The sequence below is a fragment of the Streptomyces marianii genome, from assembly GCF_005795905.1.
GTDB lineage: Bacteria > Actinomycetota > Actinomycetes > Streptomycetales > Streptomycetaceae > Streptomyces > Streptomyces marianii.
Genome location: NZ_VAWE01000001.1, coordinates 1,171,340 through 1,190,099 on the forward strand (window position 1 = coordinate 1,171,340; position 18,760 = coordinate 1,190,099).

Here is an 18,760-nt window from a genome sequence, read left to right on the forward strand (position 1 = left end):
CCGGACGGCTCGCCCGCCCGCCGCGACCGCTACCCGTGGCGCTGGATCCCGGAGCTCCGCAGCCTGCCGCGCTCCTTCTCCGAGAGACCGCCCCAGACACCGAAGCGCTCGTCGTTGGCGAGTGCGTACTCCAGGCACGCCACACGGCCTTCGCACGCGCCGCACAGCTGCTTCGCCTCGCGGGTGGAGGAGCCGGGGGCCGGGAAGAAGAAATCGGGGCCGACCTGGGCGCAGAGGGCGGTCTTCCGCCAGGAGAGTGCCTGGTCGGGGGCGGGTGTGGTGCTGTTTGTGGGCATGGTCGACAGGCTGCCCCGTGGTGATAAACGGCATGTCAATGAACGCTCAACGTCCGCGTTTCGGCCAACTCCGGTTTCCTGGGGCCGGCGGGCGGCACCTTCACGCGGCGTTCGCCGCGCCCGCGCTCTTCACCGCTGTCTCGATCACCGCGAAGCGGGCTCCGTACGGGTCCGCGAGTTTCGCGATGCGGCCGACGTCCTCGACGTCGATCGGCGGGGTGCGGACCCTTCCGCCGAGTTCCTCCGCCTCCGCCGCCGTCGCGTCGGTGTCGGTGACCTCGAAGTACGGCAGCCAGTACGGTCCGCCCACCGCCTCCACCGGGTCGGTCTCCAGAGGGACGAGTCCGGCGAACATCGCGTCCTCGCCCGCGCCGGCCGGGTTCACGGTGAGGTACGTGTCACCGCCGGGGACGGGCACGGCGAACTCGTCCCAGCCGAAGACGGAGCGGTAGAACTCGAGGGCCGCGCCCGGGTCCGGGGTGCACAGTTCGGCCCAGCACAGCGAGCCGGTCTCGTTCACGACGCCGAGCCCCTTGTTCGTGCCCGGCTGCCAGGTGGCGAAGCCGACCCCCGCCGGGTCGGTGAAGTGGGCCGTGCGGCCGAGGTCCCACACGTCCGCCGGTTCGTGGGTGACGGTGCCGCCGCCGTCCGCCACCCGTTCGGCGGCGTCGTCGGCGCTGGGCGACTGGAAGTAGAGGGTCCAGCCGGGCGGGACCCGCTCCGGGGGCACGGTCATGGCGCCCGCCGCGGTCCTCCCGTCGAGTTCGAACAGGCCGTAGCCGCCGGCCTCGGGCCCCGGGGAACGGAACGTCCAGCCGAAGAGGTCGCCGTAGAACGACGCCGCGCCCCCGATGTCAGGGCTGCCGAGGTCGAGCCAGTTCGGGGAGCCGGTGAGATAGCGGGTGGTGAGCATGGGGCGTCGCTCCTTCGTGGGCGGCCGGGGCGGACCCGTCGCGGAAGGTCGCGCGGCCCTCCCGGGCCTCGGCGTCGGGACCCGTCGTCGTGCCTCGTCCCTCGTGGCTGTGCTGCCGACCCCACCGAGTGTGCGCCCGCTCCCGATCCCCCGCACCCGGGGCGGCCACCCGGGCCACCGTTCCTTCCGGGAGCAGCACCCCTTCCGCGGCGGTCGCCCGGGTGGCGCCGTCCGGGAGGTGCGCGTACGCGGAGAGGGGTGGACGCCGCCGTGCGATCTGCCGGGATCGGCGAGATACTGCCGCGCCGCCGGGACGAAGCGGTGCTCGGACATCCCGCCGCGGTTGGTCCGCCGTCCTGCGGCGTCGCCCTCCGTCCCGTGCGATCACTCGTGCCGGTGGTCGGCGCGTGTGGCCGCCGCGCAGCGGCCGTGCGTTGCGGCAGGGTGGACGGATGCACCCCCGCACCAGGCCCCTCACCCTCGCCGTACTCCTCGTCGCGACCGGTCTCGTCGCGACCGGCTGTGTCTCCGTGCCCGGGACACCGCCGCCCCCGGCGCCCGGCCTCGCGCCGGCCGGCGCGCCCTCGCCCGCGTCCCTCTCCCCGGAGCGCCCGGCCGAACGGGCGCCGGCCCATGCCGAACTCGCCTCCACCGGACCTGAGGAGTCGCCGCGGCCACGGCCGTCGAGCGGCCATGAGGCGGACGACCGCCGGAGGGCCGAAGCGCACGCGCCGGGCGGGGCGGACGCGCCGCAGGGGCGGGAGCGTCGTGCGGTGGTACCGGAGAAGCCGGTGCGCGGCCGACAGGGCGACAAGGGCCGTGCGGAGGAGGCCCGTTCGCCGCGCAAGCAAGGGAAGCACGCGGGTGTACGACCGCCCCGGGTGCGGACGCACTACGACATGGGGGACCTGTGCCGGGCCTCGGACGGCGTGGCGGACCCGTCCTTCGTCGCCATGTGCCGGGCGAGCTACGGCCGCTGAGCAATCCGCGACCGGTTCCGGCCGGACGGGAACCCCCGCCACCACGTCAGGGCCCGTGGCCGCGCCCGTCAGGGCCCGTCCGGGCTCGGTGAATGCGCGGTACCCGCGCGGCACGCATGCCGCGCGGGTCCGCGACGCCCGCGCGGGAGCCTCGTCCGCATTCCCCGCGCGGGCCGCCCTCGGGGCCCGCCCCGTCGTTCCTCCCGTCCGCCCCGCCCTCCGTACGACTCCGTTGCGCACGAGCCCGTTCCGCTCGAAGCCCGTTCCCGAGTACGTTCCGCTGAGAGCCCGCCGGCTGGAAGCCCGGTCCCGCTTCGCCACGTTCATGCGCCCTCAGTGCCCCTTCGGGCGAACGCCGCGAACGCCACGACCGCACTGGGTCGTTGAAGGGCAACCCGGCGGACCGCCCCATGGGGCCGCGGACTTGCCGGACCGGCGGTCGCGCAGTCGCGTGCTCGGCCGTTCAGTGCGTGTGCACCGCCGACGCGCCCACCCCGCCCTTGGAACCCGAAGCGCCCTTCGCCCCGGTCCCCCCGCCGGGTGGCGCCGGGGCCACCGGGTGGTGCTGCTCGTACCCGGGGATCGTGCCGTCCGGCTTGGCCACCAGGAACAGCCCCGCCATCCCCATGTCCGAGTGGCTCTGCACATGGCAGTGGTACATCCACGCGCCCGCGCCCACGCCCTCACCCGCGATGATCTGGAACCCGAAGGAGTCCGCAGGTCCGGTGATCTTGTTGTCGACGATCCGGGACGGGTCGTCGGGACCGGTCAGCAGACCGGTCCTGTTGTCCGCCCAGCGGTGACCGTGCATATGGAAGGTGTGGTAGTACTCGCCGTGCGTGATCATCACGATCTCGACCCGATCGCCCACGGTCGCCCGGAAGTCCGGGCTCTGGTGTCCCGGCCTGTTGTTGATCGTCATGTCGTTGAAGACGATCGTGAACTGCTTGTCCGGCAGCAGGTCACCCTTCCTGCGCACCACGACCGGCCCGTACAGCCCCTTGCGGATGCCGCCGGTGCCGTGGTCCGTGCCCACCACATGGTCGTGGTAATGCCAGTAGCCCGCGCTGCCCGCTCGCCAGGTGCCGTCCTTGCGTCTGCCCGGGGCGTGGGTGCGCCAGGTGTAGGTGCGGGTGGCGCCCGGTTCGACGTGGCTCCTGCTCGTCCGGGTGCCGTCGCTGGCGATGTCGTAGTCCACGCCGTGGACATGGAGGCTGGCCGGCACGTCCATGGTGTTCTCGAACTCGATGTGCAGGGTGTCCCCCTCGATGAGCTCGATCATCGGGCCCGGGACCGTCGCCTCGCCCTGCTCCAGGCCGTACCCCATCCGGCCGTCCGGCAGTTTCTCCGCGTACAGCTTGAGATGGCGTACCCGGCCTCCGGCCGGGGCGGTCTTCGGTGCCCCTTCCGCGGAGGTCGCGGCGGGAGCCGCAGCGATGGACAACGATGTCACACCGGTTGCCGCGACCACGCCGCCCGCCAGCAGGCGCCGGTTGAAGCTCCGTCGGTCCATGTGAACTCCCCAGTGCCGTAGGGAAAATCGGGTCGGGCCGGGCACACGGTAGTCGGCCGACCCCCGTTCCTCCACACCCGGGACAAAGTTCGTCGGATTGCGATGGTACCTATTGGCGGCTCACCGAAAGAGGTCTAGCTTCACGGCTGTTGCTGTGACCAATGAGGGGTGGGTGACCACATGCACCGCGCACCACATCACCGGTCGAGAGCCCGACGCGGGACGGCGGCGGCACTGCTGGCCGGGACGATGGCCGCGTCGCTGCTGGGCGGGACCGCCGCGACGGCGAGGCCCGCGCCGGATCCCCTGCCCTCCGGGGCGACAACGTTATCCCTGCCATCCCCGCCGGGTGGCGCGAACGTACGGGTGCTCGTCTTCCACGCCTCGGCCGGCCAGGAGTCGCCGACCGTCGACGCCGGGATCGCGGCCGTCGAGCAGATCGGGCTGACGGGACCGGCTGCGGGCAGGTTCCGCACCGAGGCCACCGACGACGCGTCCGTCTTCACCGACGCCAGGAAACTCGGCCGGTACAACACCGTGGTCTTCCTGACCGGCGGCGGGGACGTGCTCGACCCCGAGCAGGAGGCCGGCCTGGAGGCGTACATGGAGGCGGGCGGCGGTTTCGTCGGCATCCACGACGCCGCCCGCACCGAGCCGTACTCGGACTGGTTCACCGGTCTCGTGGGCGCCCGGCCCACGACCTCGCCGGCCGCCGTCCAGCGCGCCGTCGTCGAGGTCGGCGATCGGCTCCATCCGGCGACCAAGAGCCTTCCGCTGAACTGGAAGCGGCCCGACAAGTGGCTCAACTGGGCGGCGAACCCCTCCGGTTCGGTCCACACCGTGGCCCGGGTCAAGGAGAGCACCTACCAGCCGGGCCGGGGCGCCAACGGCTGGGACCACCCCGTGTCCTGGTGCCGGGACTACGACGGCGGCCGCTCCTTCTACACCGGTATGGGCGGGACGGCCGACTCGTTCGCCGAGACGGACTTCAGGGACCATCTGCGCGGCGCGCTGGCCTGGACCTCCCGCACCTCACAGGCGGACTGCAAGGCCACCATCACCGCCAACTACACGGCGCAGCGGGTGACCCGGCCCAACGAGCCCGGCCGGAACGACCAGATCGGCGAACCGCACGGCCTGGTCGCGGCCCCCGACGGGCGGATCCTGTACATCGGGCGCGGTGGGGCCGACTCGTCCCAGCCGGTCGTGACCGACTGGAGCAACCCCGGCATCGGCAGGGGCAAGGGCGAGATCCACGTCTACGACCCGAAGACGGGGAAGGTGACCCTCGCGGGCGCGCTCACGGTCTTCGGCAACAAGGGCGGCGGCGACGAGCTCACCAAGAACGAGGAGGGGCTCCTCGGCATCGAACTCGATCCGGAATTCCAGACCAACGGCTGGGTGTATCTGCACTACACACCGCACTCGCGGATCAACCGCGAGACGCACATGGCGGAGCGGTACGTCTCCCGCTTCACGCTCGATCTCGCCACCTACAAGCTGGACACGGCGAGCGAGAAGGTGCTGCTGAAGTGGCCGGTACAGATCCACAGCTGCTGCCACGCGGGCGGCGGGATGGCCTTCGACTCCAAGGGCAACCTCTACATCGCCACCGGTGACAACAACTCGTCCGGCTTCAGCTCCGGTTACTCGGGCAACAACCCCCAGCCGAACTTCAAGGGCGTGTCGTTCGCGGACGCGCGGCGCACCGCGGGCAACACCAACAACCTCAACGGCAAGATCCTGCGGATCCACCCCGAGGACGACGGCACGTACACCCTCCCCGAGGGCAACCTCTTCACCGGTGCGGAGCAGGACGAGGGCGGCGGCAGGACGCGGGGCGAGATCTACGTGATGGGAGTGCGCAACCCGGCGCGGATCTTCGTCGACAAGGCGACCGACATCCTGTACGCGGGCTGGGTCGGGCCGGACGCCGGTTCGCCGTCGACGACGTGGGGCCCGGCGAAGTACGACACCTTCGCCGCGATCACCACGGCGGGCAACCACGGCTGGCCGTTCTGCATGGGCAACAACCAGCCCTATCGGGACCGCAACCTGCCCGACCCGAGCCGGCCGCTCGGCTGGTACGACTGCGCCGGACCGAGGAACGAGTCGCCGAACAACGACGGACTGGTCAACCTGCCGCCGGTGACGCCGAACACGATCTGGTACTCGCCGCAGGGCGGCGGCCCGGACTACCCGCGCGACGCGGCCGGAGTGCCCAGCTACAAGGTGGAGGAGCAGAAGCTGCTGCTTCCGTGGCTGAAGGGCGGCGGCCAGGCGACGATGAACGGCCCGGTGTACCGCTTCGACGGCACGAAGGGCGACCCGGCCGTGCGCTGGCCCGCCTACTGGGACGGCAAGTGGTTCGTGGGCGACTTCTACGACGGCGACCAGCCGCGGCACGCGGTGCTGACCGACCCGAAGACCGTCGGCAAGGGCGGACTGCCCGTGCACGCCGAGTCCCTGAAGAAGATCGTCCCGGTCGGCACGGACGGCATCCGCAACCTCATGGACTGGAAGTTCGCCCCGGACGGGTCGCTTTACGTCCTCGACTACGGGCGCGGCTTCTTCACCTCCGACTCCAGGTCCGCGCTGTGGCGCGTGACGTACCAGGGCGGCGGGCCGACCCCGGCCGCTGATCAGCTCGCGAGGAAGGAGGCACGGAGTTGAGACTCCTGTGGCAGGGACAGCTCCGGCTGTGGACGGCGCTGCTGGGCGCGCTCGTGATGGTGCTCGGGCTGACCTCGACCGTCGCGTACGGCCGGACGGGCGAGCGGGAGGCGGACACGACCGCGGCCCAGACGCTCACCTGGACCGCGGGCGACCCGATCGACCGCTATCTGTCGTTCCCGACGACCGCGGTGGCGGGCCCGACGACGATCGTCTTCGAGAACAGCTCGGCGACCGGCAACACCACCGGGATGCAGCACACGCTGACCTTCGACGTGTCCGACCCCGAGTACAACAACGACGTCCCGCTGAACATCCTGGCCGACCCCGGCGACGACCAGGGCGGGAAGCACTCGGTCGAGGTCACGCTGACGCCTGGCCGGTACCGCTTCCACTGCACGATCCCCGGCCACGGCCAGATGCAGGGCATCCTCACGGTGACCGACCCGGGCGGCGAGGACACGACCGCGCCCGAGACCTCCGCGAAGGTCGAGGGCGAGAAGAACGCCGACGGCGCCTACATCGGCCACGCCACGGTGACCGTGGCGGCGGCCGACACCGGTTCGGGTGTGGACAGGGTCGAGTACACGCTGGGGGCGGACGGGGCCTGGCAGCCCTACACCGCACCCGTGACGGTCCACGAGACCGGCACCCACAAGGTCCGCTACCGCGCCACCGACAAGGCCGGCAACACCGCCGCCGAGAAGGCCGTCGACTTCACCGTCGTCGCCCCGCCGACGGACGACGGGACCCCGCCGGAGACGTCGGCGACGGTGACCGGCGAGAAGAACGGACAGGGCGAGTACCTGGGAACGGCGACGGTCACCGTGACCGCCTCCGACACGGGTTCCGGGGTCGACACCATCGAGTACGCGCTGGGCGCGGACGGGGCCTGGCAGCCCTACACCGCACCCGTGACGGTCCACGAGACCGGCACCCACAAGGTCCGCTACCGCGCCACCGACAAGGCCGGCAACACCGCCGCCGAGAAGGCCGTCGACTTCACCGTCGTCGCCCCGCCGACGCAGGACAGGACCCCGCCGACGACCTCGGCGACGGTGACCGGCACCAGGAACTCGGACGGCGCGTACATCACCAGCGCCACGGTGACGGTGACGGCGGCCGACACGGACTCGGGCGTGGAGCGCATCGAGTACTCGCTCGACGCGGGCCCGTATCTGGCCTACACCGCGCCCGTGATCGTCGACCGGGTCGGGTTCCACACCGTGCGGTACCGGGCCACCGACAGGGCCGGCAACACCTCCGAGGCGCGGAAGGAGTCCTTCACGGTCGCGGAGAGCGGTGGCGTCCCCGCCCCGGACTGCCCGGAGTACGACGAGCGGCTGACCGTGATCGTCGGCACCGTCGACACGGGGGTGCCGAACCGGGTCACCCGCTCCCGCTGCACGGTCAACGAGCTGATCGAGGACGAGAAGGACTGGAGCTCCCACGCCCTGTTCCTCAAGCACGTCGACAAGGTGCTGGACCGGTTGCTGGCCGACGGCGTGATCGACCTGCGCGAGCACAAGAAGATCTACAAGGCGGCCGAGCAGTCCGGCATCGGCAAGCCGGGACAGACCGGCGGCTACCGCGACCTGTTCGACGGCACTGCCGCCTCGTTCGCCAAGTGGCAGCACGTGGGCGGCGGTTCGTTCGGCCTCAACGCCGACGGGTCCATGACCAGCGGCACCACCAGGGGCGGCCTGGGCATGCTGTGGTTCCCCCAGCGGCAGTACGGCGACTTCTCGCTGAAGCTCCAGTGGCGGGACGACGCCCCGGGGACCGGCAACGCCAACAGCGGTGTGTTCGTGCGCTTCCCGTACGTGCACGACAACCCGGAGGAGCCGCGGCCGGAGTGGGTGGCCATCAAGTACGGCCATGAGGTGCAGGTCCTGGACCGGCCCGACGGCGACATGTACAAGACCGGTTCCGTCTACGGCTTCGACCGCGTCGGTCTCGGCGGGGCCGGGGTCACCCCGAAGGGCACCTGGAACGACTACGAGATCCGGGTGGAGGGCCAGCACTACTCGGTCCACCGCAACGGCGTCCTGATCAACGAGTTCGAGAACAGCGGCGGCCAGGAGTTCGTCCCGCCGCGAGGCGACGACCCGGGCACGGACGGGCGGCGGTACGCACAGGGCTATATCGGCCTCCAGGTGCACGGCACCACCGACGTGGTCTCGTACCGCAACATCCGCGTCAAGGAGCTGTAGCCGACGCGGCCGCACGGACGCCGGTGCCCCGCCGCCCCACCGGGCGGTGGGGCACCGGCGGGTGCGACGCGCCCCGGCTCGGCCGGTTCAGCCGCCGCCCCGCCCCGTCTCCCCCGTCCCCGTCCCGCCCGGCGCCCCCTCCACGGAGTCGTCCCGCGCCTTCACGGGCGCGCGCCCGGCGGGCTTCGCGGCGGGACCGGCCGGGGCGTCCTTCCTCGCGCGGCTCGGCTGGACCCGCTTCGGCTCGCCGGGCATCTTCGGGTACTCCGGCGGGTACGGCAGATCGCCCAGCCCGTGCTCCGCCTCGTCACGGCGGGCCAGCTCCAGCAGCGCCTCCAGGCCGAAGCGCCGGTCGTCCATGTCGGCGTGGACGTCGCCGTCCTCGGCGTAGCGCGTGCGCATGGTCACGATGTCGAAGTCCTCGGGGACCGCGTCGTCGATCTCCTCCCAGCGCAGCGGCGCGGAGACCGGGGCGTGGGGGCGGGGCCGCACGGAGTAGGCGGAGGCGATGGTGCGGTCCCGGGCGGTCTGGTTGTAGTCGACGAAGATCCGCGCGCCGCGCTCCTCCTTCCACCACCTGATGGTGACCTGGTCCGGCATCCTGCGTTCCAGCTGCCGCCCGCAGGCGATGGCGGCGCGCCGGACCTGGGTGAACGTCCAGCGCGGTTCGATGGGGACGAACACGTGGAGTCCGCGTCCGCCGGACGTCTTGGGCCAGCCGCGCAACCCGGCCCCGTCGAGGACGTCCCGCAGTTCGTGGGCGGCGCGGACGGCGTCGGCGTAGTCGGTGCCGGGCTGCGGGTCGAGGTCGATACGCAGTTCGTCGGGGTGGTCGGTGTCGTCGCGGCGGACCGGCCACGGGTGGAAGGTGACGGCGCCGAGGTTGGCGGCCCAGGCCACGGCGGCGGGCTCGGTCGGGCACATCTCGTCGGCCGACCGGCCGCTGGGGAACGTGATGTGGGCGGTGGGGATCCAGTCGGGGAGGTACTTCGGGGCGCGCTTCTGGAAGAACGACTCGCCGGTCACCCCGTCGGGGTAGCGCTCCAGGGTGGTGGGCCGGTCCCGCAGCGCACGGGTGATGCCGTCGCCGACGGCGAGGTAGTACTGGACCATGTCCATCTTGGTGTAGCCGCGTTCGGGGAAGTACACCTTGTCCGGGTTGGACACACGGACGGTCCGCCCTCCCACTTCCACTTCCACCGCTCCGGCCATGCCCGTCAGCGTAGGCCGTGCCAGGATTCCGTGCATACCGGACAATCGCGCTATGGATCTGCCGGTGATGCCTCCCGTGAAACCGATGCTCGCCAAGTCCGTGGCGAAGATCCCGCCCGGGATGCAGTACGAGGCCAAGTGGGACGGATTCCGTGCGATCGTCCACCGGGACGGCGACGAGCTGGTGATCGGCAGCCGCACCGGGAAGCCGCTGACCCGCTACTTCCCCGAGCTGGTCACGGCCCTGCGCGGCAATCTGCCGGAGCGCTGTGTCGTCGACGGCGAGATCGTGATCGCGCACGAGGGGCGACTCGACTTCGACCGGCTCACCGAGCGCATCCATCCGGCGGACTCCCGGGTGCGGATGCTCGCCGAGCGCACCCCGGCCAGTTTCGTGGCATTCGACCTCCTGGCCCTCGGCGACGAGGCACTGCTCGGCACGCCGCTCGCGGAGCGGCGCGCACGGCTCGTCGAGGCACTGGCAGGGGCGCGCGAACCGGTGCACATCGCGCCCGCGACGACGGACACCGCCGTCGCGGAGCGGTGGTTCGAGCAGTACGAGGGGGCCGGGCTCGACGGGGTGATCGCCAAGCCGCTGGACCTTCCGTACCGGCCCGACGCCCGGCTGATGTACAAGGTCAAGCACGAGCGGACCGCGGACGTGGTCGTCGCCGGTTACCGCCTCCACAAGAGCGGACCGGTCGTCGGCTCGCTACTGCTCGGTCTGTACGACGCCGGGGGCGCCCTGCAGCACGTGGGCGTCTGCGCCGCGTTCTCCATGAAGCGCCGCGAGGAGCTGGTTGCGGAGCTGGAGCCGCTGCGCCTGGCGGACGTGTCGGAGCACCCCTGGGCGCGCTGGGCGGAAGAGGAGGCGCACGAGTCGGCCCGGCTGCCCGGTGCGCCGAGCCGCTGGTCGGGCAAGAAGGACCTGTCCTGGGTGGCGCTGCGGCCCGAGCGGGTGGTGGAGGTCGCGTACGACCACATGGAGGGCGACCGGTTCCGGCACACGGCGCAGTTCCGGCGGTGGCGGCCCGACCGCACTCCGGAGAGCTGCACGTACGCGCAGCTGGAGGAGCCGGTGCGCTACGACCTCTCGGAGGTGCTGTCGGCGCCGCCGTCCGGGTGACCACGGACCTCGGCTTCCGGAGGCGCGGGTCCGTGCCCCCGTCGTCTTCTTCGCGGTCCTGTAAGAGGACCGCTGGCCTCCGGGCCCGGCATGACTGTTCCCTCCCTGTCGAACGGATGGCCTGGGGGGTGTCACCGGGCCCGGAAGGTGCCGTCGGAGACGCTGATGGCGGGGCACGCGCGACCCCGGGCGGGCCCTGGCCGGGCACCGGCCCCGGCACCCGGGTCGGTACGGCGCCCCGACCTCCACGGCGTCCACGTCCGCGACCACGTGCCGCCTGACCTCGGGCGGTGACGCCGGCGTCCCGCACTCCCCGGTGAACTCGCCGGCGGCGGGGCGGAGTCCCCGGACGGACTCCGCCCGGGGCAACTTACTCCGGGGTAAGGGCAAATCAACGATCGCGACCGAACGGTTTCCGCACAGAGACGTCCCGGCTGACGAACCGTGAAGCGCATCAGGTACGTATAGAGGAGAACACCACCCATGCCCGGCGACCCCGGAGCAACATCAGCAAAGGACACCACGTGACCGCGTCCAACCTCGTCCCCGTCCCGATCCCCGACGGTGTGGCCGCCCTGATCGGATCCTGCATGCCGCTCGGTGTGCTGCAGGCGGAGATCGACGCCGAGTGCGCGGCGCGCGAGGCCATGCGGTTCCGGGGGCCGCTCTGCGCCGAGGACCAGGCGGACCGCGAGCACGCCCTGGCCGCGCTGGCCCTGTCCAACAAGATCCTGGCCGCCTACAACCCGGGCCTGGTGGTGCGTCCGGGCGGACCGCGCTAGGTGTATTGCCCTGAGAGGGTAGGGCCGCATCAGGCGGCGTTCGCCCCGTCGCGGCGCCCGGCACGGCGACTCGCGGCGTTGCCGAACCAAACGATCAGGCCCACCACGAGGTCGATCCGGCGCCTTGCGATCTTCCCCTCGGCCCGGAGGGCCTGGGGAGACCCCACCCCCTCGACCGGAGGGCCCGGGAAGACTCCATGCACCGGACGCCGCTCCTTGACGGGCAAACCTTGCCCGAGGCGGCGCTAGCCGGGAACGCAGCGGCCTGGGGACAACCGATGCGGATCGGAACCGTGTCGGTGCCGGGCAGGTGGAACGGAGGAAGGGAGCCTGGACCACAGCGTGACCTGCCGCATTCCTGCGCACGCCCGACCGTGCGGGGTCGGCAGACCTGTGGAACAGGAGGGACGGGACCGTGGCGACCAAGGGAAAGGGCAGCGCCAGCGCCGACGAGGAGGGGGCGGCGCCGGCGAACGCCGCGCCCGGAGAGACCCGGATCAAACCCGTCGTCTTCCTCGGATCCTCCGGGCTGATCCTCGCGATCTCGATCTGGGCGATCATCACCCCGGGAGGCGCCCAGCACGTCATCGGTGTCGTGGTCGACTGGATCTCCATCGGTTTCGGCTGGTACTACTTCCTCGCCGCCACCCTGTACCTGGCCTTCGTGGTGTTCATCGGCGCCTCCCGCTACGGCAACATCAAACTGGGGCCGAAGCACTCCACGCCCGACTTCGGTCTGTTCGCCTGGGGAGCCATGCTCTTCGCGGCCGGCATCGGGATCGACCTGATGTTCTTCGCCGTCTCAGGGCCCGTCAGCCACTACCTCGCGCCGCCGGAGGGCAGGGGGCAGACCGTGGAGGCGGCCCGTCAGGCCGTGGTGTGGACGCTGTTCCACTACGGCATCACCGGGTGGGCGATGTACGCGCTGATGGGCATGGCGCTGGGGTACTTCGCCTTCCGCTACCGGCTGCCCCTCGCCATCCGCTCGGCGCTCTACCCCATCATCGGCCGGCGCATCCACGGCCGGATCGGTGACGCCGTGGACCTCGCGGCCATCATCGGCACGGTGTTCGGCATCTCGGTGTCGCTCGGAATCGGGGTGGTACAGCTGAACTTCGGACTCAGCTTCCTCTTCGACGTACCCGAGGGGATCGCCGCGCAGATCGGTCTGATCGTCATCGCGGTGATCATGGCCACGGTGTCCGCGGCGGCGGGAGTCGACCGCGGTATCCGGCGGCTCTCCGAGCTCAACGTCGTACTCGCCCTCGTACTGCTGCTCTACATGCTGATCGTCAGCGGCCCCGTCCCGCTGCTCAACCAGCTCATCCTCAACATCGGCGACTACGTCAGCCGCTTCCCCTCGATGACCCTGAACACCTTCGGCTACGACCCTCCGAAGGACTGGCTCAACGCCTGGACGCTCTTCTTCTGGGCCTGGTGGGTCGCGTGGGCGCCCTTCGTCGGGCTGTTCCTGGCGAGGATCTCCCGCGGCCGCTCGCTCCGCCAGTTCGTGCTGGCGACCCTGGTCATCCCGTTCGTGTTCACGCTGATCTTCCTCTCCGTCTTCGGCAACAGCGCGCTGCAGGTGATCCGCAGCGGCAACGTCCGGTTCGGCGAGACGGCCATGGAATTCCCCGAGCAGGGCTTCTACGGGCTGCTCGCGCAGTACCCGGGGGCGGCGTTCAGCGCCGGACTCGCCACCGTCGTCGGGCTGCTGCTCTACGTCACCTCGGCGGACTCCGGCGCGCTGGTGATGGGCAACCTCTGCTCGCACCTGCCCACCCCGGTGAGCGACTCGGCTCCTTGGCTGCGGGTCTTCTGGGCCGGCGCCACGGGACTGCTGACCCTGGCCATGCTCCTCGTGGGCGGCGTGGAGGCGCTCACCAGCGCGACCATCGTCATGGGGCTGCCGTTCTCGTTCGTGATGTTCCTCATCATGGCCGGCCTGTACAAGGCACTCCGCCTCGAACGCATGCGTGACGACGCGCTGATCGCCGCTCTGCCCGGGTCGCTGTCGGGACGGACGCACCGCGGACCCCACGCCGAGCGGACCTGGCGGCAACGCATCGCGCGGGCGATGTCGTTCCCCGGCCCGCGGGCCGCCGCCCGGTTCGTCGACGAGGTGTGCCGCCCGGCGTTCGAGAAGGTGGCCGATGAACTGCGCACCCAGGGAGCGGAGACGTCCGTCGCCGAGGAGACCGACGAGACGACCGGCGTCCCCCGGCTGGAGCTGCGGGTCCGGATCGGCGGCAAGGAGGAGTTCGTCTACGGTCTGGAACCGCTGGAGACGCTCACCCCCCAGTTCGCGACCCGGTCGGTCTCCACCCACGACACGTACCTGAGGTTCGAGGTGCGGCTCGCCGAGGGCAACCAGGGCTACGACGTGATGGGGTACACCGAGGAACAACTCATCGGCGACATGCTCGACCAGTACGAGAGGCATTTCGAGTTCCTGCGCCTGCACCACGAGGCCACGGCCGGCTCCGCGCTGCCCGGGCACCGGCCGGACACGGCCGAGCACGACCCGGACCAGGAGGGCTGACGCAGCGGACGGACCCGCGACCGCCGGGCAGCTCGGGGTGCTCGACGACGCCCGGCTGATCGTCTCGGCGGCTCACCGCCGGGGCCGCCGCCGTGCCGGGCCGCACCGGTGATCCCCCGGCAGACCGCGGTGCCGGGGGCCGCGGTGATCGCCGGCACCAAGCGGCTCGCGACGCACACGGGGGTCTTCACACTGCTGTGAGCGGTCGTCACAGCGCCGATGGCGGTGCGGCCGGGCTCGACGACGAGCGTCCGACGGGCGGCCGGTCGGCCGGGCCGCGGCGTTCACTCCATGAAGGTGCCGTTCACGTACACCCAGGCACCGTCGTGCCGTTCGAAGTGGCTGCGCTCGTGGAGCTGTCCGGGCTCCCCGCCGTGGGTGTAGCGGGCGACGAAGGTGACCGTGCCGGTGGTGTGGAACATGCCGCCCTCGGTGGTCTCCCGGATCTCCAGCCCGGTCCAGCGCATCGCGGGATCGAACTCCACACCACTCGGCCGGTAGTCGGGGTGCCAGGTGCGCAGCAGATATCCCTCGTCGCGGACGACGAAGGCGCAGTAGCGGGACCGCATCAGCAGTTCCGCCGTCGGGGCGGTGGACCGTCCGGTGTGGAACCTGCCGCAACAGGCTCCGTACACGGCGGGCAGCCCGCAGGGACAGGGCGAGGCGTCGGTGGCGGTGGACTGCGGGGAGCGGGTGGTGCGTCGGGCCATGGGGCCATTGTGTCGCGCGGGTGTCGCACCGGGTGAAGGGGCCCGTGCGGCGCCTCCACCCGGACGGCAGTGACCCCGGCCGGACCGCGGTCCGGCCGGGGCACCCCTTGGGAGGTCCGGGAGGTCAGGCGGTCGGCGCAGGGGCGGTGTCGTCCTTTGCGTCCTTTGCGTCCTCTGCGCCCTCTGCGTCCTCTGCCGTCTCGACGGGGGCGACTGCCGTCTCGACAGGGGTGACTGCCGCGGGCGTCTTGTCCTTGGCGAGCCCGTTGAAGATCAGGTTCAGTACGATCGCGGACGTCGCGCCGAGCGTGACGCCGCTGTTGAGCAGGGAGGCGAGGTCGGCGCCCATGTGCTCCTTGAAGAGCACCGGGACGGTGGCCGGAAGCAGCGCGAAGGCCAGGGACACACCCACGACGAGCGCGTTCTTCTCCTCCTTCAGGTCGGCCTTGGCCAGCGTCTGGATACCGGCCAGGGCCACCATCGCGAACATCACGGTGGCCGCGCCGCCGAGTACCGCGTGCGGCACCGAGGCGACGATTGCGGCGGCCTTCGGAAGCAGGCCCAGAACCATCATGAACACACCGGCGGCCACCACGACGAAGCGACTCTTGACCTTGGTCATTCGAACAAGTCCGACGTTCTCTGCAAAAGCCACATAGGGGAAGGAGTTGAGGACACCTCCCAGCGCCGTGGCCGCGCCGTCGGCCCGCAGGGCACGGGCCACGGTTTCACTGTCGACCTTCTTCTCGACGATGTCACCGACCGCGTACGTGTCGCCCGTCGTCTCGACCATGGTGATCAGCATGACGATGAGCATGAGAAGGATCGGGAGCCACTGGAACTGAGGCATACCGAAGTGGAACGGCGTCGTGACCCCGACCCAGTTCGCCTTGCCCACCTCCGAGAAGTGCGCGTCCCCGAGCAGGAAGGCCACGGCGGTGCCGCCGACCAGGCCGAGCAGAATCGCGATGCTGGAGAGGAACTGCCTGCCGACCTTCATCAGGACGAGGATGAAGAGCATCGTGCCGCCGGCGTAGGCGAAGTTCCTGGGGTCACCGAAGTCCGGGCTGCCGAGTCCGCCCGCCGCGTCGTTCAGGCCGACCGGGATCAGCACGATGCCGAGAACCGTGATCACCGTGCCGGTCACCACCGGCGGGAACAGCCGCATGACCGACCGGAACGCCCTGGCCGGCAGCCAGGCGAACGCGAAGGTCGCCAGACCGGCCGTGATCACGGCACCGTAGATCACCAGCAGGGCCGCCGTACCTCCCCCCGCGCCCATGCCGATCGCGATCATCGGCGACACCGCGGTGAAGGTCACGCCCTGGATCAGCGGCAGCCGGGCACCGACCCGGCCGATTCCCCACGCCTGGATGATGGACGCGATACCGCAGGTGAAGAGGTCTGCGTTGATCAGGTAGACCAGCTGCTCGGCACTGAGCCCCAGCGCACCGCCGACGATGATCGGGACGATCACAGCGCCGGCGTAGAAGGCCAGTACGTGCTGGAATCCGTAGAGCGCCAGCTTGGAGACGGGCAGCACCTCGTCGACCGGATGGGGGCTCTGCTCCTTGCGACCAGGGAGTTGAACGGCGAAACGTGCCATCTCTGCCTTGCCCTTCAAGAGGTGGTGATGGGAAGAGTTCTGGTTATCCCTGGCCCGGCGTTCGGTCGGCGGAATCAGGGTTGTCAGTGCGGTCACGCCGTCGAGGCCTTACTGGTGACGGCAGCAGCGTCTCGTCGTGTGTCCGAATAGAACCCCTGTATGGCACCGCACGAGAATTGGCGACATGCACAAAGTGTTGACGGCGACGCCTCGCGTATTTGTAGGTTCATCCAATGGCGGTGTACGGCGCGAACGCTTGCGCAGGTCCCCGACCCGCATCCACCAGGGCCTGGCGCAAGGGCGGGGCGCCGGCGCGCGACGGCATCCCGCCGAGTGGTGGAGCGGGCCCCGCCTGGTCGCTCCACGGCGCCGGTGAAGCCGAACTCCTCTGGTGCGGCTCGGGTTTCGCTGCTGTCCTGGCCGCGGCACAGGTTGAGGTCGACGTCCACCGGGAGCGGCCGGGCTCGCCCTTTTCGCCGCCTCGAACGCCGGCGCGAGCAGGGGTGAGCCCTACCGGTCGGTCCCGGCGGAGACCAGGCGGGGCGAAGAGCCGCGGACCCAGGAGGCCACCGAGCGTTTCCGGCCATGCTCGCCCCGGGTCGACGGGCCGGGGTCACGGCGAGGCTGAAGCCCGCAGGCGGGCCCCCGGGCAGGACGGCACTCCGAGGGTCGACGACAGCACCCAACATCTACCGACCGGTACCAACAGATCCCGTCGCCGGGCCGGGCCCGGTGCCCGCCCGGGCGGTCCTCGCGCGAACGCCCGCGAGGTGACAGCGTTGGGGCAGACGGGACAGGCAGGGCCGGTCAGGGACGGCGGCCCTGTGCGGGTGCACGGCACGAGGAAGGTCGCGGGATGAGGCTGGCGATTCTGGGCGGCGGAGGCTTCCGCGTGCCGCTGGTGTACGGCGCGCTCCTCGGCGACCGCGAGGAGGGCCGGATCACCCGGGTCACCCTCCACGACCTCGACGGGTCCCGGCTCCGCGCCGTCGCCGCGGTCCTCGCCGAACAGGCCGCCGGAGTGCCGGACGCGCCCGCCGTCGAGGTCACGACCGACCTCGACGAGGCGCTGCGCGGCGCCGACTTCGTGTTCTCCGCGATCCGCGTCGGCGGGCTGGAGGGGCGGGCGGCGGACGAACGGGTGGCACTCGCCGAGGGCGTGCTGGGCCAGGAGACGGTCGGCGCCGGCGGCATCGCGTTCGGGCTGCGGACCGTGCCGGTCGCCACGGACATCGCCCGCAGGATCGCCGTGCTCGCGCCCGACGCCTGGGTCATCAACTTCACCAACCCCGCGGGGCTCGTCACCGAGGCCATGTCCCGGGTGCTCGGCGACCGGGTCATCGGGATCTGCGACTCACCGGTCGGGCTCGGCCGGCGCGTGGCCCGGGCGCTGGGCGCCGACCCCGGCCGGGTGGGGATGGACTACGTCGGCCTCAACCACCTGGGCTGGCTGCGCGGACTGCGGGTGGCCGGCCGGGACGAACTTCCGCGTCTGCTCGACGACTCCGAGGCGCTCGGCTCCCTGGAGGAGGGCAGGCTGTTCGGCGCGGACTGGCTGCGCTCCCTCGGCGCGATCCCCAACGAGTACCTGCACTACTACTACTTCAACCGCGAGACCGTACGCGCGTACCGGCAGGCGGAACGCACCCGCGGGGCCTTCCTCCGCGACCAGCAGGCGGGCTTCTACGCCGAACCGTCCCTGAGCCGCTGGGAGTCCGCCCTCGCCGAACGCGAGGCGACGTACATGGCCGGCAACCGCGAGGCGTCCGGCGCGGGCGAACGTGCCGACGGGGACGCGGAGTCGGGCGGGTACGAGCAGGTCGCGCTGGCACTCATGCGCGCGGTCGCCCGTGACGAGCGCGCCACGCTGATCCTCAACGTCCGCAACCGCACGACCCTTTCCGTGCTCGACGCGGACGCCGTGGTCGAGGTGCCCTGCCTCGTGGACGCGGGCGGCGCCCATCCGTACGCCGTCGACCCGCTGCCGGGCCACGCCACCGGTCTGGTCACCGCCGTGAAGGCCGTCGAACGGGAGGTCATGACGGCCGCGGAGAGCGGGTCCCGCGCCGCCGCCGTGCGGGCCTTCGCCCTGCATCCGCTGGTCGACTCCGTCACCGTCGCCCGCCGTCTGCTGGACGGGTACACCGCCGTACACCCCGGTCTCGCCCACCTCAACCGGAAGTAGGTGCTGAGA

The 18,760-nt window shown here is 71.4% G+C and carries 14 protein-coding genes; 7 read left to right on the top strand and 7 right to left on the bottom strand.

The genetic code is table 11. The annotated features are described in order from the left end of the window. Positions 1 to 29 precede the first annotated feature (29 nt). Positions 30 to 296 (bottom strand): WhiB family transcriptional regulator, encoded by a 267-nt coding sequence (locus tag FEF34_RS05390; protein WP_138052087.1) that lies wholly within the window; start codon positions 294 to 296, stop codon positions 30 to 32. Between the two features lie 100 nt (positions 297 to 396). Further along, on the bottom strand, positions 397 to 1,209 hold the full coding sequence (locus FEF34_RS05395; protein ID WP_138052088.1) for a VOC family protein: 813 nt from the start codon (positions 1,207 to 1,209) through the stop codon (positions 397 to 399). Positions 1,210 to 1,661: 452 nt separating this feature from the next. Between FEF34_RS05395 and FEF34_RS05400 the strand changes: the two genes are divergently transcribed. Further along, entirely contained in the window at positions 1,662 to 2,189 is a 528-nt protein-coding gene (locus FEF34_RS05400) for a hypothetical protein (protein ID WP_138052089.1), read from the top strand. 463 nt (positions 2,190 to 2,652) lie between these two features. Here the strand turns inward: FEF34_RS05400 and FEF34_RS05405 are convergent, their stop codons facing one another. Continuing rightward, positions 2,653 to 3,702, bottom strand: coding sequence for a multicopper oxidase domain-containing protein (locus FEF34_RS05405; RefSeq protein WP_138052090.1), 1,050 nt, complete (start codon positions 3,700 to 3,702; stop codon positions 2,653 to 2,655). 180 nt (positions 3,703 to 3,882) lie between these two features. On the opposite strand from FEF34_RS05405, the gene FEF34_RS05410 reads away from it, so the two are divergent. Both FEF34_RS05410 and FEF34_RS05415 read left to right on the top strand, forming a co-directional pair. Then, a complete protein-coding gene (locus FEF34_RS05410; RefSeq protein WP_138052091.1) occupies positions 3,883 to 6,375 on the top strand; it encodes a ThuA domain-containing protein in 2,493 nt (830 codons plus the stop codon). Between the two features lie 56 nt (positions 6,376 to 6,431). Next, positions 6,432 to 8,588 carry an OmpL47-type beta-barrel domain-containing protein gene (locus FEF34_RS05415; protein ID WP_138057298.1) on the top strand — a complete coding sequence of 719 codons (2,157 nt, stop codon included), beginning with the start codon at positions 6,432 to 6,434 and terminating at the stop codon, positions 8,586 to 8,588. An 87-nt stretch (positions 8,589 to 8,675) separates the two neighbouring features. Here FEF34_RS05415 and ligD read toward each other — a convergent pair whose 3' ends face one another. Beyond that, positions 8,676 to 9,800, bottom strand: a complete 1,125-nt coding sequence (ligD, locus tag FEF34_RS05420; protein ID WP_138052092.1) for a non-homologous end-joining DNA ligase — start codon at positions 9,798 to 9,800, stop codon at positions 8,676 to 8,678. A gap of 52 nt (positions 9,801 to 9,852) precedes the next feature. Between ligD and FEF34_RS05425 the strand changes: the two genes are divergently transcribed. Together FEF34_RS05425 and FEF34_RS05430 are read left to right on the top strand one after the other, a co-directional pair. Further along, a complete protein-coding gene (locus tag FEF34_RS05425; protein WP_138052093.1) occupies positions 9,853 to 10,926 on the top strand; it encodes an ATP-dependent DNA ligase in 1,074 nt (357 codons plus the stop codon). Positions 10,927 to 11,450: 524 nt separating this feature from the next. Further along, positions 11,451 to 11,708: a hypothetical protein gene (locus tag FEF34_RS05430; RefSeq protein WP_138052094.1), complete on the top strand. Its 258-nt coding sequence runs from the start codon at positions 11,451 to 11,453 to the stop codon at positions 11,706 to 11,708. A gap of 29 nt (positions 11,709 to 11,737) precedes the next feature. Here the strand turns inward: FEF34_RS05430 and FEF34_RS41055 are convergent, their stop codons facing one another. Beyond that, positions 11,738 to 11,911 (bottom strand): hypothetical protein, encoded by a 174-nt coding sequence (locus FEF34_RS41055; protein WP_171052836.1) that lies wholly within the window; start codon positions 11,909 to 11,911, stop codon positions 11,738 to 11,740. 212 nt (positions 11,912 to 12,123) lie between these two features. Here FEF34_RS41055 and betT point away from each other — a divergent pair, with 212 nt between their 5' ends. Next, complete coding sequence (gene betT, locus FEF34_RS05435; RefSeq protein WP_138052095.1) at positions 12,124 to 14,250, top strand: choline BCCT transporter BetT; 2,127 nt, start codon at positions 12,124 to 12,126, stop codon at positions 14,248 to 14,250. A 284-nt stretch (positions 14,251 to 14,534) separates the two neighbouring features. Here the strand turns inward: betT and FEF34_RS05440 are convergent, their stop codons facing one another. After that, positions 14,535 to 14,960, bottom strand: a complete 426-nt coding sequence (locus FEF34_RS05440) for a YchJ family protein (RefSeq protein ID WP_138052096.1) — start codon at positions 14,958 to 14,960, stop codon at positions 14,535 to 14,537. A gap of 124 nt (positions 14,961 to 15,084) precedes the next feature. Then, positions 15,085 to 16,566: a nucleobase:cation symporter-2 family protein gene (locus tag FEF34_RS05445; protein ID WP_138052097.1), complete on the bottom strand. Its 1,482-nt coding sequence runs from the start codon at positions 16,564 to 16,566 to the stop codon at positions 15,085 to 15,087. 856 nt (positions 16,567 to 17,422) lie between these two features. Here FEF34_RS05445 and FEF34_RS05450 point away from each other — a divergent pair. Further along, positions 17,423 to 18,751: a 6-phospho-beta-glucosidase gene (locus FEF34_RS05450; protein ID WP_138052098.1), complete on the top strand. Its 1,329-nt coding sequence runs from the start codon at positions 17,423 to 17,425 to the stop codon at positions 18,749 to 18,751. Positions 18,752 to 18,760: the final 9 nt, after the last annotated feature.

Excerpts from the sequence above, each read along its gene's own strand:
- FEF34_RS05405 (WP_138052090.1), bottom strand. The coding sequence starts at position 3,702 with ATGGACCGACGGAGCTTCAACCGGCGCCTGCTGGCGGGCGGCGTGGTC.
- FEF34_RS05415 (WP_138057298.1), top strand. The coding sequence starts at position 6,432 with ATGGTGCTCGGGCTGACCTCGACCGTCGCGTACGGCCGGACGGGCGAG.
- FEF34_RS05440 (WP_138052096.1), bottom strand. The coding sequence starts at position 14,960 with ATGGCCCGACGCACCACCCGCTCCCCGCAGTCCACCGCCACCGACGCC.
- FEF34_RS05410 (WP_138052091.1), top strand. The coding sequence starts at position 3,883 with ATGCACCGCGCACCACATCACCGGTCGAGAGCCCGACGCGGGACGGCG.
- FEF34_RS05450 (WP_138052098.1), top strand. The coding sequence starts at position 17,423 with ATGAGGCTGGCGATTCTGGGCGGCGGAGGCTTCCGCGTGCCGCTGGTG.
- FEF34_RS05445 (WP_138052097.1), bottom strand. The coding sequence starts at position 16,566 with ATGGCACGTTTCGCCGTTCAACTCCCTGGTCGCAAGGAGCAGAGCCCC.
- FEF34_RS05400 (WP_138052089.1), top strand. The coding sequence starts at position 1,662 with ATGCACCCCCGCACCAGGCCCCTCACCCTCGCCGTACTCCTCGTCGCG.
- FEF34_RS05425 (WP_138052093.1), top strand. The coding sequence starts at position 9,853 with ATGGATCTGCCGGTGATGCCTCCCGTGAAACCGATGCTCGCCAAGTCC.
- ligD (WP_138052092.1), bottom strand. The coding sequence starts at position 9,800 with ATGGCCGGAGCGGTGGAAGTGGAAGTGGGAGGGCGGACCGTCCGTGTG.
- FEF34_RS05395 (WP_138052088.1), bottom strand. The coding sequence starts at position 1,209 with ATGCTCACCACCCGCTATCTCACCGGCTCCCCGAACTGGCTCGACCTC.
- FEF34_RS05390 (WP_138052087.1), bottom strand. The coding sequence starts at position 296 with ATGCCCACAAACAGCACCACACCCGCCCCCGACCAGGCACTCTCCTGG.